Genomic DNA, 15,447 nt, shown 5'->3' on the forward strand with positions numbered 1-15,447 from the left:
GGCCCCCCCCCCCCCCCCCCGGGGCGGGCCCGCCCGGGGGGGGTTTTGGGGGGCGGCGCCGACTTCGACAAACACTAGCACCGGGACAGTACCGTCCTTGCGCAAGCTCACACCCCGGTCGCCGGAATACCTGACCGTTCCACCTTGCGCGGCGCTGAAATTTCCTTCCAGGTCGACAGCGCCCGATTGACCGCGGCATTCGGCTCGCGAGCGACGAACTCGCCATGGCCGGGCTTCGCCTTGACCTCGTTCTCCTGGATCGACAGTTCGCCGCGCGAAAAGACGAAGCGCGGCAGGCCGGTCACCTCAAAACCTTCGAAGACGTTGTAGTCGATCACCGACTGCTGCTTCTTGGAAGTGATCGTCTTCTTGCGCTTCGGGTCCCAGACGACGATGTCGGCGTCGGCGCCTTCGACGATGGCGCCCTTCCTCGGATACATGTTGAGGATCTTGGCGATGTTGGTCGAGGTCACCGCGACGAACTCGTTCATCGTCAGCCGGCCGGTGTTGACGCCCGTCGTCCACAGCACCGGCAAGCGATCCTCGAGCCCGCCTGTGCCGTTCGGGATCTTGGTGAAATCGCCGACGCCGTTGCGCTTCTGGCTGGTGGTGAAGGCGCAATGGTCGGTCGCCACCACTTGCAGCGATCCGGCCTGCAGGCCGGCCCACAGCGAATCCTGGTGCAGTTTGTTGCGGAACGGCGGGCTCATGACGCGGCGCGCCGCATGGTCCCAGTCCTTGTTGAAATATTCGCTCTCGTCGAGCGTCAGATGCTGGATCAGCGGCTCGCCGAACACCCGCATGCCCTTCTGCCGCGCCCGGCGAATGGCTTCGTGGGCCTGCTCGCAGGAGACATGCACGACATAGAGCGGCACGCCGGCCATGTCGGCGATCATGATGGCGCGGTTGGTCGCCTCGCCTTCCACTTCCGGCGGCCGCGAGTAAGCGTGCCCTTCGGGGCCGTTGTTGCCGGCGGCCAGCAGCTTCTGCGACAGCGCCGCCACCACGTCGCCATTCTCGGCATGGACCAGCGGCAGCGCGCCAAGATCGGCGCAGCGCTGGAACGACGAATACATCTCGTCGTCATCGACCATCAGCGCGCCCTTGTAGGCCATGAAGTGCTTGAACGAGGTGATGCCCTTGTCGACCACGGTGGCCATCTCGTCGAACACCTGCTTGCCCCACCAGGTGATCGCCATGTGGAAGGAATAGTCGCAGGACGCCTTCGAGGTCTTGTTGTCCCACATCTGCAAGGCCTCGAGCAGCGACTGCTGCGGCGCCGGCAGGCAGAAATCGACGACCATCGTGGTGCCGCCGGCAAGCGCGGCGCGGGTGCCGCTCTCGAAATCGTCGGCCGAATAAGTGCCCATGAACGGCATTTCGAGATGGGTGTGCGGATCGATGCCGCCCGGCATCACATAGCAGCCGGTGGCGTCGAACTCGTGGTCCCCATGCAGGTTCGAACCGATGGCGACGATCTTGCCGTGCTGCATCAGCACATCGGCTTTCCACGTACGATCGGCGGTGACGATGGTGCCGTTCCTGATGACTTTGGTCATTTTCTTGTTCCCTTTTGTTCTCTTCGCGGTTCTTGGGGAGCGGCGTTCGGAATCCTGGTTTCTAGCTCACCCCACGATCTCCGCCGTCTCCACCACTGCGTGGAACAGCACGTCGGCGCCGGCCGCCGCCCATTCCTTGGTGATCTCCTCGGCCTCGTTGTGGCTGAGTCCGTCGACGCAGGGGCACATCACCATTGCCGTCGGCGCGACGCGGTTGATCCAGCAGGCGTCGTGGCCGGCGCCGGAGACGATGTTGCGATGCGTATAACCCAGGCGCTCGGCCGCATCCCGCACAGCCTTGACGCAGCCCGGATCGAAAGTCACCGGATCGAAATGGCCGACCTGGTCGATTTGATATTTGATGTCGAGCGCTTCGCAGATCGTGTCGATGCCTTCGCGGATGCGCCCGTCCATGGCGTCGAGCACTTCCTTTTCCGGCGAGCGGATGTCGATGGTGAACATGGTGCGGCCGGCGATGATGTTGCGCGAGTTCGGATAGACCTCCATGTGGCCGACCGCACCGACGGCGTCGGGCTGGTAGTCCATGGCGATCTCGTGCACCAGTTCGATCACCCGCGCCATGCCGAGCCCGGCATTGCGGCGCTTCGGCATCGGCGTCGAGCCGGTATGCGCCTCCTTGCCGGTCAGCGTCACCTGCAGCCATTTCAATCCCTGGCCATGGGTGACGACGCCGATGTCGATGCCCTCGTCTTCGAGGATCGGGCCCTGCTCGATATGCAGCTCGAAGAAGGCGTGGATCTTGCGCTCACCGACTTTCTCGCTGCCTTTCCAGCCGATGCGTTCGAGCTCCTCGCCGAATTTTTTGCCGTCCTTGTCGACATGTTCGTAGACGTCGGCCTGGTCGAGGACGCCGGCGAACACGCCGGATGCCATCATCGCCGGCGCAAAGCGCGCGCCTTCCTCGTTCGTCCAGTTGGTGACGACGATCGGGTGTTTTGTCTTGATGCCGAGTTCGTTGAGCGAGCGCACGATCTCCAGGCCGCCGAGCACGCCAAGCACGCCGTCATACTTGCCGCCGGTCGGCTGGGTGTCGAGATGGCTGCCGACATAGACCGGCGGCAGATCGGGCTCGGTGCCCTCGCGGCGGGCAAACATCGTGCCCATCTCGTCGAGGCCCATTTCAAGTCCCGCCGCCTCGCACCAGCGCTTGAACAGCTGCCGCCCCTCGCCGTCCGCGTCGGTCAACGTCTGGCGATTGTTGCCGCCGGCAACGCCGGGGCCGATCTTCGCCATCTCCATTATCGAATCCCACAAACGGTCTGAATTGATTCGCAGATTCTCGCCTGGAGCGGCCATTTTCTAAAACCTCATCGATTGCGCAGCGTTCCCCAGGGAAAGCTGCGCCGCGTTTCTCAATCCACCGCCCTCAGCACTTCACGCACATGGTCGATCAATTCGTTGATCTGGCCCTTGGTGATGATCAGCGGCGGCGACAGCGCGATGATGTCGCCGGTGGTGCGGATCAGCGCGCCGCGCTCGAACGCTTTCACAAAAGCCGAGAAGGCACGCTTGGTCGGACTACCGGGGATGGGCGCCAGCTCGATCGCGCCGATCAGGCCGATGTTCCTGATGTCGATGACGTTCGGCTCGCCCTTCAGCGAATGCAGCGCGTCTTCCCAATACGGCGCCAGTTCCTGGCCGCGGGTCAGCAGGCCCTCTTCCTTATAGGTGTCGAGCGTGCCCAGCGCCGCCGCACAGGCGATCGGATTGCCCGAATAGGTGTAGCCGTGGAAGAACTCGATCATATGTTCGGGGCCGGTCATGAAGGCGTCGTGGATTTCCTTCTTGACGAACACCGCGCCCATCGGAATGACGCCGTTGGAGACGCCCTTGGCGGTGGTCATGATGTCGGGCGTGACGCCGAAATAGTCGGCGGCAAACGGCGTGCCGAGACGGCCGAAACCGGTGATGACCTCGTCGAAGATCAAAAGGATGCCGTGCCTGGTGCAGATCTCGCGCAGCCTCTCGAGATAGCCCTTCGGCGGCAGGATGACGCCGGTGGAACCGGCCACGGGCTCGACGATGACCGCCGCGATGGTCGAGGCGTCGTGCAGCGCGACGATGCGCTCCAACTCGTTGGCCAATTCCGCGCCATGCTCGGGCACGCCCTTGGTGAACGAATTCTTCTCGGGCAGGTGGGTGTGCGGCATGTGGTCGACGCCGCCGAGCAGCGTGCCGAACATCTTGCGGTTGGTGACGATGCCGCCGACCGAGATGCCGCCGAAATTGACGCCGTGATAGCCGCGCTCGCGGCCGATCAGGCGGGTGCGCGAGCCCTCGCCTCTGGCGCGGTGATAGGCGATCGCCATCTTCAACGCGGTCTCGACCGATTCCGATCCGGAATTGGTGAAGAACACGTGGTCCATGCCCTGCGGCGCCAGGTCGACCAAACGGTTCGCCAGTTCAAAGACGATCGGGTGACCCATCTGGAACGCCGGTGCATAGTCGAGCTCGGCGGCCTGGCTCTGGATCGCCTCGGTGATCTTCGGCCGGCAGTGGCCGGCATTGACGCACCACAGACCGGCGGTGCCGTCTAAAACCGTGCGGCCGTCGCTCGTCGTGTAATGCATGTCCTTGGCGGACACCATCATGCGCGGCGCCTGCTTGAACTGCCGGTTTGCCGTGAACGGCATCCAGAATGCGCTGAGATCGTTCGGCGTGACTTTCAGCCGGTTGGACATGACCAAGACTTCCCCTTGTAACCTGTTTCGGTGCGGCTAACGCTTGGTCTTCCCGACACTTGGTCTCTGCTGCGTTTTCGTGCTACGCAAATTTTGACCGATTGGACAAACGTTAGCACCGCCCTGTCGGCGGTCAAGGGATTACTAGCGGAAATGCGGCAGCTGAGGCGCGCTCCACAGGCCGGAGAAAAACTGGTCCAGAGTATTGGTCCAGATCGCTCTCCAACCCAGGATATGCCGCAGTGACGGCCGACATGGAAATTCCGGCCCCTCGCCGCACCCGCATCCAGCAGGAAAAGCGCGAGCTGATCCTGGAGGCGGCGCTCGAGGTGTTCTCGACCAACGGCTTTCGCGGCTCGACCATCGACCAGATCGCCGAAGCCGCCGGCATGTCGAAGCCGAACCTGCTCTACTATTTCCGCCGCAAGGAGGACATCCACGAGACGCTGATGCAGCGGCTTCTCGACACCTGGCTGGCGCCGCTGCGCGAACTCGACGACATCGGCGATCCCTTGACCGAATTGCGCAGCTATATCAGGCGCAAACTCGAAATGGCGCGCGACTTCCCCAGGGAAAGCCGACTGTTCGCCAACGAGATCCTGCAGGGCGCGCCGCGCATCATGCCGATGCTGGAAGGCGAACTGAAGACGCTGGTCGACGAGAAGGCCGCCGTCATCAAGGGCTGGATGCGCGCCGGCAGGATCGCCCCCACCGACCCCTGGCACCTGATCTTCTCGATCTGGGCGACGACGCAGCACTATGCCGATTTCGACGTTCAGGTCCGCGCCGTGCTCGGCCCCGACCGCGGCGGCGACGGCCGCTTCGAGGACGCTGCAAGGTTTTTAGAGCAATTGTTCATCGACGGGCTGAAGCCGAAGGGCTGACGCCTCAGCAATATGGTTTGACAGATTGAGACCGTTTGCCAGAGGCTGCGGCGGCTGCCTCCGCGAGGCGGCCACCGAACCTTCAAAGCGGCTGCGCCGCCAGCGCCAGGAAACCTCCAGTCAGCGCCACGTTGCCGACAAAGCCGTTGATGCGCGACGCGCGCTCGGGCCCCTGATGATCCCAGAAATTGTGGAACATCGGCGTGGCCACCATCAGGAACATCACCAGGCACAGAGCCGCGGCAGCGGTCCAGACACCTGATATCACCAGCGCTCCGGATACGATTTGCAGGACGATCCCCAGCCACAGCATCAGCCGCGCCTGCGGCACGCCTCGCGTCGTCATCAACTGGGTCAGGAAGCCTGCATTCTGGATGTTGCGCAGGCCGGCAAAGACGAAGGCACCGCCAAGCAGCAGGCGTGCGGCAACCAGAATCTCATTCTCAAAATTCAACAACATGGTCTTGATCCCAAAGCAAAAAGGGACGCACGGCGTTAAGGCCGCGCATTCCAGTTTCGTCCGCTCAGGCGGCCTTGGCCGCCGCTGCCGGATGAATGGCGTGGAAGGAAACGCAGAGCCGGTTCCAGGTGTTGATCATGCCGATCGCGACGGACAGCTTGACCAGTTCCTCTTCCGAGAAGTGTTCGAGCGTGCGAGCGTAGAGATCGTCCGGCACGCCGCTGTCGGCGATCTTCGTCACCATTTCGGTCCAGGCGAAGGCAGCGCGTTCGCGCTCGGAAAACAGCGGCGATTCCTTCCAGGCGGACACGAGATAGAGCCGCTGTTCGGTCTCGCCATCACGGCGCGCCTCGCGGCTATGCATCTCGACGCAATAGGAACAGCCATTGATCTGCGACGCCCGCAGCTTGATCAGATGCAGCAGGCTTGCCTCGAGCCCGCACTCGTCGACCGCCTTGTTGAGCGCCGATACCGCTTTCATGATCTCCGGCGCCGCGCCGAAGAATTGCAGCCTCTGCTTCATTCTCTTTCCCTTCACGGTTGCTTGGTTGAACTGGATTTCTGCGGTCGTTGATTACGCTCGACAAAGGCGCAGTTGGCGGCGACTGAACGGGGATCGGCATCGCTCACGTATTCCGCAACGATGTCGGACAGCCGGGCCTCGGCAAGAGCGGTGCGATAGGCGCGCTCGGCCTTCAGCATCGCGACGCTGATGCCGCAAGGTTTGACATAGGCCGATGCATCGAGCCTGGCCGGCCCGCGCTGACGAATTTCGCCGCAGCGGAAGGCCGGTTCGCGTCCTTCGACGGCGAGCACGATGTCGAGCAGCGTTATGCGCTCCGCCGGCCGCGCCAGCCGGTAACCGCCCGATGGCCCCGGCACCGATTCCAGGATGCCCGACGCCGTCAGCGCGTTGAGATGCTTGAGCAGATAGCTTTGCGACAGGCCGAACGCTTCCGCCATGGCAGCACCCGGCATGGTCGCCGCGCCTTCCACGCCGGCAAGCATGGCGGCGCAGTGGATGGCCGCTTCGACGCCCTCGCCCAGCTTCATTTTTTTGAGTCCAAATTCATGGATATACCTTATCGTGGATAAACTTTATCCGCAATAGGAAATTGAGAGTCTCGACGCCGGATGGCTGCGCTGACGGCGATTTTATCCGATCGACGGCGCCGCCCCTCATTGCCCTACCGGGCATTTCTCCCCGTAAACGGGGAGAAAGACGCCGGCATCGACGTTTTGCAGAATAGAGAGCCAAGGCCGCGGCCAGCGGGCTTCTCCCCGTTTACGGGGAGAAGGTGCCGGCAGGCGGATGAGGGGCAGCGCCAACCTCGAGGATTCAACCGCTTCGACCGGGAAGAAACTTACTCCGCGGCCACCTTGGCCATCGGGTTGTTCGGATGCGTCGTCCAGTTGGCGTAGACCGGCGACACCGGTCTGCCGGTGCGCTGGTCGATGACGCCGGCCGCCAGCGGCTCCATGGTGATGCAGTTCTCGACAGGGCAGACATTGACGCAGAGGTTGCAGCCGACGCATTCGGCTTCGATCACCTCGAAACGTCTGACGCCGTCCACCATGCTGGTGATCGCCTGGTGCGAAGTGTCCTCGCAGGCGATGTGGCAGCGGCCGCACTTGATGCAGGCCTCCTGGTCGATATGCGCCTTGGCGACGTAATTGAGGTTGAGGTATTGCCAGTCGGTGACGTTGGGCGTGGCGCGGCCGACGATATCGTCGAGCGAGGCATGGCCCTTCTCGTCCATCCAGTTTTCGAGGCCGGCGATCATCTCCTGCACGATCTTGAAGCCATAAGTCATCGCCGCCGTGCACACCTGCACATTGCCGGCGCCGAGCGCCATGAATTCGGCAGCGTCGCGCCACGTGGTGATGCCGCCGATGCCGGAGATCGGCAAGCCCTGCGTTTCCGGATCGCGGGCGATCTCGGCGACCATGTTCATGGCGATCGGCTTCACCGCCGGGCCGCAATAGCCGCCATGCGAGCCCTTGCCGTCGATCGTCGGCTCCGGTGCGAAACTATCGAGATTGACGCCGGTGATCGAATTGATGGTGTTGATCAGCGACACCGCGTCGGTGCCGCCGGCATGGGCGGCGCGCGCCGGCTTTCGTATGTCGGTGATGTTCGGCGTCAGCTTGGTGATCACAGGCATGCGGGTGTTGGCCTTGCACCAGCGCACCACCATTTCGATGTATTCCGGCACCTGGCCGACGGCGGCACCCATGCCGCGTTCCGACATGCCGTGCGGGCAGCCGAAATTGAGCTCGATGCCATCGGCCCCGGTCTCCTCGACCACCGGCAGGATCGCCTTCCACGCATGCTCCTCGCAAGGCACCATCAGCGAGACGACGATGGCGCGGTCGGGCCAGTCCATCTTGACCTGCTTGATCTCGCGCAGATTGGTCTGCAAGTCGCGGTCGGTGATCAGTTCGATGTTGTTCAAGCCGAGCAGGCGGCGATCGGCGCCCCAGATCGCGCCATAGCGCGGGCCGTTGACATTGACCACCGGCGGCCCCTCTTCGCCGAGCGTCTTCCAGACAACGCCGCCCCAGCCCGCCCTGAAGGCGCGGATGACATTGTAGGCCTTGTCGGTCGGCGGCGCCGAGGCCAGCCAGAACGGATTCGGCGATTTGATGCCGACGAAATTGTTTCTGATATCTGCCATGCTCATGCCCTCCCGTTCGAGGTCAGTGCCCGGTGGATCGATTCGGCCGCGTCGCGCCCCTGCGCGACTGCCGAGACGGTGAGGTCGTCGCCGCCATAGATGCAGTCGCCGCCGGCCCAGACGTTTGGCAGCGAGGTGCGGCCTTCGGCGTCGACCTTGATGCGGCCGGCTTCCAGCGCCAGCAAGGCGCCGCTGCCGTTGAGCGCAGCCGGGACAAAGCTCTGGCCGATCGCCTTGAACACCTGGTCGGCGGTGAGCGTCAGCCGCTCGCCGGTGCCGACGAGCCTGTCGCCTTCCATCGCCGTATATTCGAGTTCGATGCCCGACACCTTGCCGCCTTCGGCAATGACCCGCTTCGGCTGCAGCCAGTGACGGATGATGACGCCGTTGGCGGCGGCCAGGTCCTGCTCGAATTCCGAGGCGTTCATGTGCTCCTGACCGCGCCGGTAGCAGATCGTCACCTCTTCGGCGCCGAGCAGTTTTGATTGCACCGCCGCGTCGATCGCCGTCATGCCGCCACCGATGACGACGACACGCCGGCCGACCGGCAGGCTGGCAAGATCGCTGGCCTGGCGAAGCTCGGCAATGAACTCCACCGCATTGGTGACGCCTTGCGCGTCCTCGCCGTCGGCGCGCAGCGCGTTGACGCCGCCAAGCCCCATGCCGAGGAACACTGCATCGTAATTCCTGGTCAGGTCCGACAGCTGGTAATCGCGGCCAAGCGCCTTGCCGTTCTGGATGTCGATGCCGCCGATCGAAATGACATAGTCGACCTCGGCCTGGGCAAAATTGTCGATGCTCTTGTAAGCGGCGATGCCGTATTCATTGAGACCGCCGGCTTTCGGGCGCGCCTCGAGGATGGTCACGTCGTGACCGTGGCGGGCGAGCCGATGGGCGGCGGCAAGCCCGGCCGGTCCGGCGCCGACCACGGCGACCGTCTTGCCGGTCGGAGCGGCGCGCGGGTAAAACTGCTTGTTCTCAGCCATCGCGACATCGGTGGCATAACGCTGCAGGCGGCCGATCTGCACCGGCTTGCCTTCAGCCACTTCGCGCACGCAGACCTCTTCGCACAGCGTCTCGGTCGGGCAGACGCGGGCGCACATGCCGCCCAAAATGTTCTGGTCGAAAATCGTCCTGGCCGAGCCGATCGGATTGCCGGTCGAGATCTGGCGGATGAACAGCGGGATGTCGATCGAGGTCGGGCATGCGTTCATGCACGGCGCATCGTAGCAGAAATAGCAGCGATCGGACTCGACCAGCGCCTCGTGATGATCGAGCGGCGGATGCAGGTCGGAAAAATTATCGGCATATTGCTCGGGCGAAAGGCGCCCGCCGGCAATGCCCTGCTTGAAATGACCAGTCGCCATTCCGCTTCCCCATTCCTTGTTGTTTTGCGGAAGGCTAGCACGTTTTGTTTTTTTATCAATTGGTCAATTTTCGACGCAAGCCGCTGAAAAGGCTGGATAAAAACTTGATATATATACTCATGTTTTCGAGCTCATCCGTTGGATGAACAGGATCACCGGTAGCTGGGAAGGCGGTATCCTGGGCCGACCAGCCAGCAGGCCGGCTATCGTTCTGCCGGATGTCGTCGATCGCCTCGACCCATGCGGCGCGCAGAAGCGACTCGAAGGTCGCGACGGGCTGTTCGAACCGCTCGCGAGGTGATAGGCGTTTGAGCATGTAGTTCGCCGGATTAGAGGGAATTGTGCCGCGCGACAATTTCAGCAGCCAAGTCGTTGATCGCCTCGCAAAACGCGCGGGCATGAAGTGCTCCTTCCCTGACTGCCGAGCGCCAACATCAGGACCCGGATCAGAGCCGACCAGCATCACAAATACCGGTGTGGCCGCCCATATGTGCGCTGCCTCACCAGGAGGCCCTCGCTTTGATGAAAGCATGTCGGCTGAGGATCGTGCCAGCATCCTGAACGGCATTTGGCTTTGTCAGACCCACGCCAAGCTTATCGACGACGACGAAGTCACCTATTCCGCACCGCGGCTTCGGGAGTGGAAAGAAACAGCCGAACAGATGGCCGCCTTGGAAGCCAAAGGCTACGAAGTACGCCGATCTGCGCCTTTTCCCGACTTGGAGAAAAAGGCGCCCAAGCTACTCGGTGAGATGCGTACGGACCTCGCCGGTCAACCGCTCGTGAGAGAGTTTATTCTCTTATCCAAAAAAGTGATGTACACACCGGGCGATACTCCGTTCTTCGTTTACTATCTCGAAGATCACGAGTTTCTCCCATCCATCATGACGATCATGCAGCACGCTGGAGCGATCTACGATGTCGCGTTCAATGATGTGCCTCGTTACAACCTTCGAGAGGAGTTTGTGCGGTACCTCATCGGCGACAACTGATCGTACTTGATCAGCCGTATCATTGCTCGCCCTAAACTCGCGCACCACGCCTTCCACGCCACTGCGGGATCAGATCGGAGGCCAAGGTCGATCCGTAGACCGTCGCTCAAGTCGGTGGCCACGCCGTTCCTGCGCGGCCGCCCGTCGGATGGCCTGGGAAGCGTACTGTCGATGTAGCGGCCGCGCTGACGTGCCGCCGCAATCGTTCCTGTGGGCACGGTACAGCCGGCCGCGACCGCATAGGCAGTGAAACCTCTCGCCGGTTCCGTAGCCAGCCATGCACCATCCTCTTGACTTCACATTGAGTAGTATTGTACACTCATCAAAGATCGAGAAAGGACCCTCAATGACAGGCAATGAACTTAAGCAGGTGATTGGCGAGCTGCGTCTCAGCCAAGCTGAGTTTGCTCGATTGGTAGGTGTAACGGTCGGGGCTGTTTCCCAATGGCTTTCGGAAGTCAGAAGCATTCCCGGCCCGGTTGATTCGTTCGTTGGCCTCTTCATGAGGCTACCGAGTTCTATTCGCGAGTTCGAACTTTCCCAGCTTCAGAAAGGAGCAAACATTATGCGGAATGGCATGTATTTGATTCACTTCACAGGATCGAACGGCAACGGCGATGCCACGCTGACTTTTCACGACGGTATCGTCTACGGCTTTGATACGGGTTTCGCCCGTTATGACGGCACCTGCAACGTCAATGCCAGCGGCGTCGCAGATATCGAGGTCAAGGTAACAATGCCACCGAACGTACAAAGTGTGGTCGGTGGTGTTGTCCATCCCTTCGAATGGACTTTGCCAGTCAAGGCTCAGATGAACGTCAACCAAGAGCAGGGCTATATCGTTGTGAACACTGGGCTCGGCCCCAAGGTCACTGCCCAGTTCACCCGCATGCGTGATCTGCCGGCTGCGATTGCTGCATGAAATAGAAGGCCCGACTGACAAATCGGGCCTTCTTGGGCGCCCCTTCGGGGCTGAACCAGCCAGTCGCTTTCGCAACCTTCAGCTCGGCGTTACTCACCTCTATCGGGACCGGGATCGGTCTCCTCCCGATGGCATAGCGCGACAAGCTCTGAAGTGAGCGACATATGGCCCATGGATCACCCCCCCGTTGACGGAAAGCAAAGTCAAAAACCGAAACATGCGCAAGATTGCGAACGAGGGGTGCCTTGCCGCCATCGATTACTGGCCCAGATGTCGGAATTCCGTCGCGAAAATCGTCCTAGATGGATCACGCATGATCGATGACTGGAAACCCAAGGAGCACGACAATGCCAAACTCCCCGACGTCCTTCTTCTGGTACGAGCTGATGACCACCGATCTCGACGCCGCCGAAGCGTTCTACACCGACGTGGTGGGCTGGAAGGCGCAGCCCTTCGACGGCGCGCCCGGCATGCCGCGCTATGTCGTGATGAATGTCGGCGAGCGCGGCGTTGCCGGGCTGATGACGCAGCCGGACGAAGTGCGCAAGACGGGCATGCCGCCAGCCTGGATCGGTTACATCCATACCGGGGATGTCGATGCTTCGACGAAATCGCTGAAGGGGGCCGGCGGTGCGGTTCACCGCGAACCCGATGACATTTCGGGCGTCGGCCGCTTTGCCGTCGTCGCCGATCCGCAAGGCGCGGTGTTCAACTTCCTGCAGCCGATCGGCCCTGACCAGCCGCCGTTGCCTGCTACTACTCCCGGCAATATTGGCTGGCATGAACTCTACACGACCGACTGGCACGCCGCGTTCGATTTCTATGCCGGGCAATTCGGCTGGACCAAGGGCGACGCCATGGATATGGGGCCGATGGGCACCTACCAGCTGTTTGCCGCCGGCGGCGAACCTGTTGGCGGCATGATGAACAAGCCCGAGCAGGTTCCGGTGCCGGTCTGGCAGTTCTATTTCAATGTCCCCGCAATCGACGCGGCGGCCAAGCGTGTCACCGATAATGGCGGCACGATCCTGATGGGACCGATGGAGGTTCCCGGCGGCGGCTGGATCGTGATGTGCACGGATCCACAGGGTGCTCATTTCGCGCTGACGGCGCCGGTGCGGTAGCTGGGCCGGACATCACGCTATTTGGCGTTTTGCTTGTCGAAGTGGGCAATCCTTCGCGCCCCCCTCTGTCCTGCCGGACATCTCCCCCACTTGGGGGGAGATTGGCAGCTCCGGCGACGGCACTCTTCTTGCGACCTTTGTGATTGGCGAATTCAGTGATGACGGCCGATCTCCCCCCTTGTGGGGAGATGCCAGATTCTTGCCAAAGAGGGGCAGGACAGAGGGGGGCGCTGTCCCGCCGACCCCGCGCATTTTGGATAGACTCCACCTAGCGGCGCCATCACCCTCGCATCCGCTCGAGATTCGCGTCGAACAGCGGCGTCGGCTGCACCCGTGCGGTGTAGCGCTTGCCCAAGAGCTCGACCTCGAAACCATCGGCCTCGTCGGCGATCTCCTTCGGCACATAGCCCATCGCCACCGACGTCTTCGAATGATGTGCGTAGCCGCCTGACGTGACCCAGCCGCGCACCGCGCCGTCGAACCAGATCGGCTCGTCACCGATGACGTCGGCGTCTGCCGCATCGACGACAAAGGCGCGCAGCCGCAGCTTGCCGCCTTGCTGGCGCTCGGCCAGTGCCGCCTGCTTGCCGATGAAATCGGTTTCTTTCCCGTAGGCGACGAAACGGTCGAGCCCGGCCTCCAGCGGTCCGTAGATCGGCCGGTATTCGCGCGCCCACGAGCCGTAATTCTTCTCCAGCCGCAGCGCGTTGAGCGCGCGCGCGCCGAACAGGCCGATGCCGAAGTCTTCGCCGGCCGCCATCAGGGTCTGGTACGCGGCACGCTGATATTCCGGCGCCACCCAGATCTCGTAGCCGAGGTCGCCGGTGTAGCTGACGCGGCCGACCAGGCACGGCACCATGCCGATATCCATCCTGGCCGTCGCCATGAACGGGAACGCCGCATTCGACACATCCGCCCGCGTGACTTTTGCCAGCACGTCCCGCGCCCTCGGACCGGCAATCGACAGGCCCGTCAGTCTCGCCCCCAGCGCCTCGATATGGACCGAGCTGTCTTGCGGCAGATGCGCCTCGAACCAGCGCATGTGATACTGCTCGGCAATGCCGGAACCGGCGAGGAACCAGCCCTCCCCGCTGGAATTGCCGCTGCCGAGATTGGCCAGCGAAAAGTCGCCGATCAGCCTGCCGTCTTGCTTCAGCATCGGCGCCAGCGTCATGCGGCCGGGCTTTGGCAGCTTGCAGGCAAGCAGGCGGTCGAGCCAGGCCGCCGCGCCCGCGCCCGTCACCCTGTATTTGGCGAAGGACGAGATTTCCGACAGGCCGACACTTGTCCGCACCGTCCTCACCTCTTTTGCGACATGCTCGAAATCGCTCGAGCGCCGCCACGAGAACTCGTCCCTGACGCCTTCGGGCGCATACCACAGCGGCACTTCCAGCCCATAGGCCACGCCCCACTGCGCGCCCTTCGCCGACAACAGGTCGTAGACCGGCGTGGTCTTGAGCGGCCGCCCGGCAGGCAGTTCCTCATTGGGGAAGCGGATGGAAAAACGCCGCGAATAATTCTCGCGCACCTTGGCGTTGGTGTAGGCCATCGTTGCCCAGTCGCCGTAGCGCGAGACGTCCATCGCCCAGATGTCGGCGCCAGGATCGCCCTCGATCATCCAGTTCGACAGCGCCAGGCCAACACCGCCGCCCTGCGAAAAGCCGGCCATGACGCCGCAGGCGACCCAGAAGCCAGGCAGGCCGCGCACCGGCCCGACCAACGGGTTGCCATCGGGCGCAAAGGTGAAGGGGCCGTTGATGATCTGCTTGATTCCGGTGTTCTGGAAGGCCGGGAAATGCCGAAACCCGACTTCCAATGACGGCGCGATGCGGTCGATGTCGGGCTCGAGAAGCTCGTGGCCGAAATTCCACGGTGTCTGGAGCTCGGACCATGGCTTGTTGGCCTTCTCATAGGTGCCCATCAGCATGCCGCCGCGCTCCTGGCGCAAATAGAGCTCGCCGTCGAAATCGACCGCGTGGATGATCTCCGTGCCGGTCTTCTGGTTCCAGGCGGCGACCTCCGGCATGTCCTCGGTGATCAGGTACATGTGCTCCATGGCCAGCACCGGCAGTTCGAGGCCCACCATGCGGCCGACCTCGCGCGCCCACAGGCCGCCGGCGTTGACGACATGCTCGGCCACCACCTCGCCCTTGTTGGTGATGATCCGCCACAGCCCGTCGGCGCGGCGCACGATATCCTCGACCTTGGTGAAGCGCTCAACCTCGGCGCCAAGTTTTCTGGCCGCCTTGGCATAGGCGTGGGTGACGCCGGACGGGTCGAGATGACCGTCCTCCTTGTTGCGCACCGCGCCGACGAACTGTTTCGGGTCGAGCAGCGGCATCAACTCGGCCGCCTCATCAGGCGAGATCTCCTCGAGGTCGATGCCGAGATAGCGGCCCTTGGCGACAACGCCGCGCAGCCAGTCGAGCCGCGCCTCGGTCGCCGCCAGAAGCACGCCACCGGTCAGATGCACGCCGGTCGCCTGGCCGGACAGCTCCTCGATCTCCTTGTAGAGCGAGATCGTGTATTTCTGCAGCTTGGCGACGTTGGGATCGCCATTGATCGTGTGCATGCCGCCGGCCGCGTGCCAGGTCGAGCCGGAAGTCAGCTCGTCGCGCTCCAGAAGCACAATGTCGGTCCAGCCGTGACGGGCGAGATGGAACAGCACCGAACAGCCGACAACGCCTCCGCCAATGACCACGACCTTCGCATGCGATTTCATGGGTTTTTCTCGTTATTTCAGGGAGTTGGAGGGGTGA

At 62.7% G+C, this 15,447-nt stretch carries 14 protein-coding genes; 4 read left to right on the forward strand and 10 right to left on the reverse strand.

Annotation, left to right across the window (positions count from 1 at the left end):
* Positions 1–107: 107 nt before the first annotated feature.
* The 3 genes from hydA to aptA all read right to left on the reverse strand — a co-directional run bounded on the left by hydA (position 108) and on the right by aptA (position 4,261).
* Complete coding sequence (hydA, locus tag AC0L3H_RS13255) at positions 108–1,559, reverse strand: dihydropyrimidinase (protein ID WP_473585748.1); 1,452 nt, start codon at positions 1,557–1,559, stop codon at positions 108–110.
* Between the two features lie 66 nt (positions 1,560–1,625).
* The gene (locus tag AC0L3H_RS13260; RefSeq protein ID WP_473585749.1) at positions 1,626–2,876 is read right to left on the reverse strand and encodes a Zn-dependent hydrolase; all 1,251 of its coding nucleotides are present in this window, start codon (positions 2,874–2,876) and stop codon (positions 1,626–1,628) included.
* A gap of 56 nt (positions 2,877–2,932) precedes the next feature.
* Positions 2,933–4,261 carry an omega-aminotransferase AptA gene (gene aptA / locus AC0L3H_RS13265; protein ID WP_473585750.1) on the reverse strand — a complete coding sequence of 443 codons (1,329 nt, stop codon included), beginning with the start codon at positions 4,259–4,261 and terminating at the stop codon, positions 2,933–2,935.
* A 254-nt stretch (positions 4,262–4,515) separates the two neighbouring features.
* Here aptA and AC0L3H_RS13270 point away from each other — a divergent pair, with 254 nt between their 5' ends.
* Positions 4,516–5,145 (forward strand): TetR family transcriptional regulator C-terminal domain-containing protein, encoded by a 630-nt coding sequence (locus AC0L3H_RS13270; protein WP_473585778.1) that lies wholly within the window; start codon positions 4,516–4,518, stop codon positions 5,143–5,145.
* A gap of 82 nt (positions 5,146–5,227) precedes the next feature.
* On the opposite strand, the gene AC0L3H_RS13275 is transcribed toward AC0L3H_RS13270, so the two are convergent.
* The 6 genes from AC0L3H_RS13275 to AC0L3H_RS13300 form a co-directional block, all read right to left on the reverse strand.
* Positions 5,228–5,605 carry a DoxX family protein gene (locus AC0L3H_RS13275; RefSeq protein WP_473585751.1) on the reverse strand — a complete coding sequence of 126 codons (378 nt, stop codon included), beginning with the start codon at positions 5,603–5,605 and terminating at the stop codon, positions 5,228–5,230.
* Positions 5,606–5,669: 64 nt separating this feature from the next.
* On the reverse strand, positions 5,670–6,128 hold the full coding sequence (locus AC0L3H_RS13280) for a carboxymuconolactone decarboxylase family protein (protein WP_473585752.1): 459 nt from the start codon (positions 6,126–6,128) through the stop codon (positions 5,670–5,672).
* An 11-nt stretch (positions 6,129–6,139) separates the two neighbouring features.
* Positions 6,140–6,658 (reverse strand): RrF2 family transcriptional regulator, encoded by a 519-nt coding sequence (locus tag AC0L3H_RS13285; RefSeq protein ID WP_473585753.1) that lies wholly within the window; start codon positions 6,656–6,658, stop codon positions 6,140–6,142.
* A 311-nt stretch (positions 6,659–6,969) separates the two neighbouring features.
* On the reverse strand, positions 6,970–8,283 hold the full coding sequence (preA, locus tag AC0L3H_RS13290; protein WP_473585754.1) for an NAD-dependent dihydropyrimidine dehydrogenase subunit PreA: 1,314 nt from the start codon (positions 8,281–8,283) through the stop codon (positions 6,970–6,972).
* A gap of 2 nt (positions 8,284–8,285) precedes the next feature.
* Positions 8,286–9,650 carry an NAD(P)-dependent oxidoreductase gene (locus AC0L3H_RS13295; protein ID WP_473585755.1) on the reverse strand — a complete coding sequence of 455 codons (1,365 nt, stop codon included), beginning with the start codon at positions 9,648–9,650 and terminating at the stop codon, positions 8,286–8,288.
* Between the two features lie 55 nt (positions 9,651–9,705).
* Positions 9,706–10,050 carry a hypothetical protein gene (locus AC0L3H_RS13300; protein WP_473585756.1) on the reverse strand — a complete coding sequence of 115 codons (345 nt, stop codon included), beginning with the start codon at positions 10,048–10,050 and terminating at the stop codon, positions 9,706–9,708.
* Positions 10,051–10,180: 130 nt separating this feature from the next.
* On the opposite strand from AC0L3H_RS13300, the gene AC0L3H_RS13305 reads away from it, so the two are divergent.
* From AC0L3H_RS13305 to AC0L3H_RS13315, 3 genes are all read left to right on the forward strand, one after another.
* Complete coding sequence (locus AC0L3H_RS13305; RefSeq protein ID WP_473585757.1) at positions 10,181–10,642, forward strand: hypothetical protein; 462 nt, start codon at positions 10,181–10,183, stop codon at positions 10,640–10,642.
* Between the two features lie 346 nt (positions 10,643–10,988).
* Positions 10,989–11,564 (forward strand): helix-turn-helix domain-containing protein, encoded by a 576-nt coding sequence (locus AC0L3H_RS13310; RefSeq protein WP_473585758.1) that lies wholly within the window; start codon positions 10,989–10,991, stop codon positions 11,562–11,564.
* Between the two features lie 347 nt (positions 11,565–11,911).
* Positions 11,912–12,688, forward strand: coding sequence for a VOC family protein (locus AC0L3H_RS13315; RefSeq protein WP_473585759.1), 777 nt, complete (start codon positions 11,912–11,914; stop codon positions 12,686–12,688).
* Positions 12,689–12,968: 280 nt separating this feature from the next.
* Here the strand turns inward: AC0L3H_RS13315 and AC0L3H_RS13320 are convergent, their stop codons facing one another.
* On the reverse strand, positions 12,969–15,410 hold the full coding sequence (locus AC0L3H_RS13320) for a GcvT family protein (protein WP_473585760.1): 2,442 nt from the start codon (positions 15,408–15,410) through the stop codon (positions 12,969–12,971).
* Between the last annotated feature and the right edge of the window lie 37 nt (positions 15,411–15,447).

This window comes from Mesorhizobium sp. WSM4816, assembly GCF_055811535.1.

Bases quoted from the DNA above. Each gene is read 5' to 3' on its own strand.
- hydA (WP_473585748.1), bottom strand. From the start codon at position 1,559: ATGACCAAAGTCATCAGGAACGGCACCATCGTCACCGCCGATCGTACG.
- AC0L3H_RS13260 (WP_473585749.1), bottom strand. From the start codon at position 2,876: ATGGCCGCTCCAGGCGAGAATCTGCGAATCAATTCAGACCGTTTGTGG.
- aptA (WP_473585750.1), bottom strand. From the start codon at position 4,261: ATGTCCAACCGGCTGAAAGTCACGCCGAACGATCTCAGCGCATTCTGG.
- AC0L3H_RS13270 (WP_473585778.1), top strand. From the start codon at position 4,516: ATGGAAATTCCGGCCCCTCGCCGCACCCGCATCCAGCAGGAAAAGCGC.
- AC0L3H_RS13275 (WP_473585751.1), bottom strand. From the start codon at position 5,605: ATGTTGTTGAATTTTGAGAATGAGATTCTGGTTGCCGCACGCCTGCTG.
- AC0L3H_RS13280 (WP_473585752.1), bottom strand. From the start codon at position 6,128: ATGAAGCAGAGGCTGCAATTCTTCGGCGCGGCGCCGGAGATCATGAAA.
- AC0L3H_RS13285 (WP_473585753.1), bottom strand. From the start codon at position 6,658: ATGAAGCTGGGCGAGGGCGTCGAAGCGGCCATCCACTGCGCCGCCATG.
- preA (WP_473585754.1), bottom strand. From the start codon at position 8,283: ATGGCAGATATCAGAAACAATTTCGTCGGCATCAAATCGCCGAATCCG.
- AC0L3H_RS13295 (WP_473585755.1), bottom strand. From the start codon at position 9,650: ATGGCGACTGGTCATTTCAAGCAGGGCATTGCCGGCGGGCGCCTTTCG.
- AC0L3H_RS13300 (WP_473585756.1), bottom strand. From the start codon at position 10,050: ATGCCCGCGCGTTTTGCGAGGCGATCAACGACTTGGCTGCTGAAATTG.
- AC0L3H_RS13305 (WP_473585757.1), top strand. From the start codon at position 10,181: ATGTCGGCTGAGGATCGTGCCAGCATCCTGAACGGCATTTGGCTTTGT.
- AC0L3H_RS13310 (WP_473585758.1), top strand. From the start codon at position 10,989: ATGACAGGCAATGAACTTAAGCAGGTGATTGGCGAGCTGCGTCTCAGC.
- AC0L3H_RS13315 (WP_473585759.1), top strand. From the start codon at position 11,912: ATGCCAAACTCCCCGACGTCCTTCTTCTGGTACGAGCTGATGACCACC.
- AC0L3H_RS13320 (WP_473585760.1), bottom strand. From the start codon at position 15,410: ATGAAATCGCATGCGAAGGTCGTGGTCATTGGCGGAGGCGTTGTCGGC.